4 protein-coding genes are annotated in these 4,872 nt (G+C 61.2%); 2 read left to right on the top strand and 2 right to left on the bottom strand.

Annotated features, from left to right (window positions below):
* Positions 1–328 precede the first annotated feature (328 nt).
* Complete coding sequence (locus EOA23_RS31575) at positions 329–1,396, top strand: acyltransferase (protein ID WP_281058776.1); 1,068 nt, start codon at positions 329–331, stop codon at positions 1,394–1,396.
* Between the two features lie 75 nt (positions 1,397–1,471).
* Here the strand turns inward: EOA23_RS31575 and EOA23_RS31580 are convergent, their stop codons facing one another.
* Together EOA23_RS31580 and EOA23_RS36725 are read right to left on the bottom strand one after the other, a co-directional pair.
* Positions 1,472–2,659, bottom strand: coding sequence for an acyltransferase (locus EOA23_RS31580; protein WP_245474405.1), 1,188 nt, complete (start codon positions 2,657–2,659; stop codon positions 1,472–1,474).
* A gap of 793 nt (positions 2,660–3,452) precedes the next feature.
* Positions 3,453–3,614, bottom strand: a complete 162-nt coding sequence (locus EOA23_RS36725) for a hypothetical protein (protein ID WP_245474407.1) — start codon at positions 3,612–3,614, stop codon at positions 3,453–3,455.
* Here EOA23_RS36725 and EOA23_RS36730 point away from each other — a divergent pair.
* On the top strand, positions 3,558–3,782 hold the full coding sequence (locus tag EOA23_RS36730) for a DUF982 domain-containing protein (RefSeq protein ID WP_245456466.1): 225 nt from the start codon (positions 3,558–3,560) through the stop codon (positions 3,780–3,782). The genes EOA23_RS36725 and EOA23_RS36730 overlap by 57 nt on opposite strands.
* The last annotated feature ends 1,090 nt before the right edge of the window (positions 3,783–4,872 follow it).

A 4,872-nucleotide genomic window follows, 5' to 3' on the forward strand; every position in this document is an offset into this window, starting at 1 on the left:
CCACCCCGCAGCGCCGCGGCGAGCAGCTCTGCCGCTACCAGGATCGCTACGGGCGCATCTACACCGCACCCTGCGACGACCGGTATTACAACGGCGATTATTGATCGTGCCGGTTCTTCCTTCTCCCCGTTAGCGGACCTCGTTTCGGGGAGAAGGTGCCCTCTCGTTCCTGCAGGCCAGGAACCGTGGTGGACACATTCCACTAGCGTGCGCCGCAAAAAGTTTCTTGTGCGACGCAGCAATCAATGCGTAGATGAATTGGGCGACGTTGGCGGGTTCGGGATAACCGGAGAGCGGTTTGAGACCTGAGACAACCCACTTCGACGCCTTGCACGGCTTAAGAGGCATCGCTGCCGTTCTGGTGATGCTTGGTCATTTCCGCGAGCTTACGGCGCAGCATCTTGATCTGGCGCCGTCAGGTTTTCTCGCAGTCGACCTGTTCTTTCTGCTAAGCGGCTTCGTGATTGCCCACGCCTATGACGAGAAGTTCCGAAAAGGCATGTCTTTCCGGGAATTCGCGGAAGCCCGCATCGTCAGGCTCTACCCGTTATATTTCGCCGGCATCGGCATCGCCATGGCCAGCGTGGGAGTGACCATCGCGATGCACGGGCTAAGCTCGTATTCTCGGCTGGATTTGCTTGCGAGCCTTGCGTTTTCCCTGCTTTTCCTGCCGACGCCGCCGTCGCTTTCAGTCGGTCCAGATTTGCTTTTTCCGCTGAACGGTCCGGCATGGTCGCTTTTCTATGAACTTGTCGCCAACGCGGTCTTCGCCGCGCTGGCGCTGAGGCTCGCTCGCCGCTCGCTGGCTGCTGTCTTCGGCGTTGGTCTCCTGGCGCTTGCCCTGCTGGCCTGGCAGGGCTTCAGCCTGGGCGGCGGCGCCCATTGGGACGGCACGATCGCGGCTCCCGCCCGGATCGCCTTTTCCTTCTTTCTCGGGGTTTATCTGCGGCGATATGCGACCGGGGCCAGCCGGGAGGGCAATCTCTACATGCCGGTCGTGCTTGCGCTTTGCGCCGGACTGATGATCTTCCGCCCTGCCGGAAATGCGCAACTATACGACCTAGCGATGATAGTGCTGGTCTGGCCCTGGCTTGTTCTCATGGCTTCCCGCTTGCGGCTCTCGGGCTTCTGGCGCGCGATCGCCCTGTTCTCCGGCAACATCTCCTACGCCATCTACGCGCTTCATACGCCGCTGATCAGGATCGTGAACATCCTGGACGAATCCGTCACTGGAAACTTGCGGAACCAGCACGGCCTGCCATTCGTCGTGGGAACATCCATTCTCGTCATCGCGGTCGCTGCGTTCGCGCACTACGTCTACGACAAGAATGCGCGGACGCTGCTGCGGCATCTGCTTTCACTGCGGCGCGCACGCGAGGAAGTGACGCAATTCTAAATTAGCCGAGGTCCGGCCGCATCGGCGGCGATCGGACGATGCGCCAGACCAGCGATGTGCAGCCGTTTCCTGATGCTACTCGGCGGGACTTGGCTCAAGCGCCGGCTTCTTACGTGCGAACCGGCGCAACACCACGCGTCCGAGTTGCTGCCCGGGCATCTCGATGAGCCTGTAGGTCACGAAGGACAGAAGACAAACCACCGGCAGCACGACCGCCAGCACGATGGCGAAGCGCAGCGGCGCGCCGAACCCGTCGCCATAACGGGCAATGACGAAGGCCGCCACGGGCTGCAGAATGAGAAGATGGATCAGATAGATGCTGTAGGACAGTTCGCCGAGCACATGAAAGATGCCTCCGCCCAATGCGACGGCGACTTTTCGCGCCGCGGCGCCCGCCGCGCCGGGCAGCATGCGATAGAGGACCAAGGCAAAGAACCCAAGCACCAGCGCTTCGCGTATCAGGAACTTCGAAAGGCCGTGGCCGTCGCCGAAGGGGATGGCCGCCAGCGCCATCGCCAGGGCCAGATGCAGCAGCGGCCGCGGCTGGTTCTGCCCCAGAACGCCCGCCAGAAGCATGCCGCACAGGAAAACCTGGATCTTCAGCGGCAGGAAGGACGGCATCGGGAAATGGACCGACATTGACTTCAGGATCACCACCGCCAGGGCGCCGAGCGCCGCTATGACGATCGCGCTCCAGAGCCAGCCGAAACGGCGCACCAGAAGCATGAGCGCCGGGAACACCGCATAGAACTGCATTTCCAGCCCGAGGCTCCAGTCGGGCAGCGGCGTCCGGTAGGCGAAGCTCGGGGAAAGGCCGAACAGGAATGTCAGATGGGCGAAAATGTTCTTCAGGCTGCTGTCGAGGTAGCGCTCGGGCGCCTGCGGCGCGCGGCCCACGAATGCGTCGATGACTGTCCGCGACTCATAAACATACGGGCCGAGCGCCAGTGCGAAGAACAGCATGATGTAGAACAGCGGCGCGATGCGGAAATAACGCCGCGTCCAGAATTTGAGCCAGGTTTCAGGCCTTTGCCAGGGCTCCTTGTCCTGGCGCAACTGATAGTGGAATACCATCAGGAAGCCGGAAAGCATGATGAAGAGATCGACGCCGAGTGCCGGGTCGCCAAGCACCGGCAGATGCCAGCCCGTCAGCAGCAGGCAGTGGCCGACCAGCACCCACAATGCGGCGGCGGCGCGAAGGCCATCCAGGCATTCGATACGCGATGGCTCTGTAAGGCTGTTGTTCATGCTGCATTGCAGCATGGCGAGCGATCCCCGAATGTCAACCCGCGATGGTCTATCAGCCGAACTTCGACAGCGCCAGGTGCGCCACACCCAGCAGATTTAGACCCAGAAGGATTTTACCAACGGAGCACCCGACTCTGGCTACCCACCGTCGATATGCTGCACCATCCAGCGGGCCGCCGCCAACATCCATGGCATGATTAAGCCCGGTCGCTGGGCAATTTTGGCCGTCCTTCTTGTTTCGCGTGCACGCCGGGCGGGCTGAAGCAGCTGAAGAAGGCGGCCTCGCCGAGGTCCAGGCCTTCGGCTGGGACAATGCCCCGCGCACGCATCGGCGAGCCGGAGCGGGCGTATGGGTTATGACGGGATCTCGGCAACGACGAGCGATAACCGCTGATGTCGTGTGCCTTCGCCAGAAAGCCTGGCTAACCTCGAGCGGCTTCGCGATCTTGGCGAATGGCTGATCTCCGACCGCATCAAGCCGCATCGCTTTTGGCCGAACGCTGCGCACCGCTGCAGCAACGGGCGTTTGGCGCATATGTTCACCGTGTAAAAATGCGACCTCGTCATCCACGCTAGTGAGCAGCTGCGACGTGGGCGCCAAGGCGTTCCAGAGAGCGCTCGAGATCAGGCGGCATCGGCAGTCGGATGCAGGAAAATAGGCGGGCTGAGCGTTCATCGGCGATCCTTGACGCCGAAACAACGCCTTCCGATATTTTAGCCACGTTGGATTTGTCGTGTGGGACATCACATGGCTTGCAGTGGGAGCAGGCATATGGCAACCGAAGTCTTTCCCGGCCTTGACTGCGCTTCAGAAGGGAATGTCCGCACAGCCCGAAACGAGTGTCGAGACACGTTTTCGCGTCCCGTTCTCGTCGATGACGAGTTCCTCGGCGCTCGAAGCATAGGTTGCGTCATGGACGCGATCGAATTTCTTGAGGAATGGCCAATTGAGCAGCGAGGACGGCTGCACTCATGCGCCAGCGAAGTCTGCTGTGCCGCCTATGACGGACGACGTCCCGCCGATCACGCGAGACAAATATTCATTGCCTGGGCTCGCGATGCAGGGATCGCCGTCGGCCTATCATTGGATGCGGAGGCCGCTGCAACACCGGTCACTGGGCAGCGGCAACGAACTTAGCCATTCCACCACGCTCTGGACCTGGGCGGTCGGGGCATCGGGCGAAGCCATCGGTTCCTCGGATGGCGGCTGCGGTTCTTACATGTCCTGCTTCTGGGTATTTACTGCAATCAGCCAGTTGGTCCAAGGCCTTCGCCAGTATGGCTGGCCCATCGAAGTCGCTGTCTCCAGCCTAAGATCACGACCTGCGCCGCCTCACCTGCTATCGACTTTATAGTCACTCCATGCGGAAGCACTGACGGGAATGCATCATTTTACATCGAAGCCTCACCCGTTCCGCCCTCCCCGATCTCGCGCCGATATGCAGTCAGAACGATGTGGTTGCTGTAATTCCCGAAGCCGTTGCCGAAGATGCTTATTCCGCCATAGTTTCGATCACACCCGGGAAAGCGGCGCGGGACTTCCATTTGCGGTCCCGAAGTCCGTGTAGCGATACTCAACACGCGCTCCATTTGCCCGCGAATGCGAATTCCAATCCGGCACGGATAGTCCACCCGGTTTTGGTCTTCGTCCTGGGCTGCAACGTTGCCGGATCAGCTGCGTTGAACACTTCCTGAGTTTGCGCGCCCTAGGCCGATCTGGTGATTGGCTTCCGTCAGGCCGACCGATGGCCGCTGACTCGCTGGACCGCTTCAAATAAGCGAGCGCAGTATCTTGCCAGGTTCTTCGTCGACGCGGGAGCAACGCCGAGCAAAAGGCCCCGTCTAGCGGCGGCTGGCGACGAATACCAGGCTGACAGCGGTGCCGTCGGTCAGCACTGCGTAGGCGAGCCCCAAGGAGCAAGCACAGCACGAAGCGCGGCGACAAGGATGCTGATTGCGATCCTGAGACGGCGGCGGTTTCTCCCTTAGTATGCTAGGTCTAGTGCAGCACGAAGCGGTGGGGCCAGCGTTGGGCTGCTAGCGGCCGGAATGTCCAGCGCCGGTGATAGCCGTCGATCTGCGTTACTCCACCGTCACCGATTTCGCCAGATTGCGCGGCTGGTCGACGTCGGTGCCCATGAACACGGCGGTGAAATAGGCGAGCATCTGGATCGGCAGCGCGTAGATGATCGGCGAAATGATCTCCGGCACGTCGGGCAGGATGATCG

Origin of the sequence: Mesorhizobium sp. M2A.F.Ca.ET.042.01.1.1 (assembly GCF_003997405.1) — a bacterium.
Taxonomy (GTDB): domain Bacteria; phylum Pseudomonadota; class Alphaproteobacteria; order Rhizobiales; family Rhizobiaceae; genus Mesorhizobium.

Bases quoted from the DNA above. Each gene is read 5' to 3' on its own strand.
- EOA23_RS36730 (WP_245456466.1), top strand. From the start codon at position 3,558: ATGGACGCGATCGAATTTCTTGAGGAATGGCCAATTGAGCAGCGAGGA.
- EOA23_RS31580 (WP_245474405.1), bottom strand. From the start codon at position 2,659: ATGCTGCAATGCAGCATGAACAACAGCCTTACAGAGCCATCGCGTATC.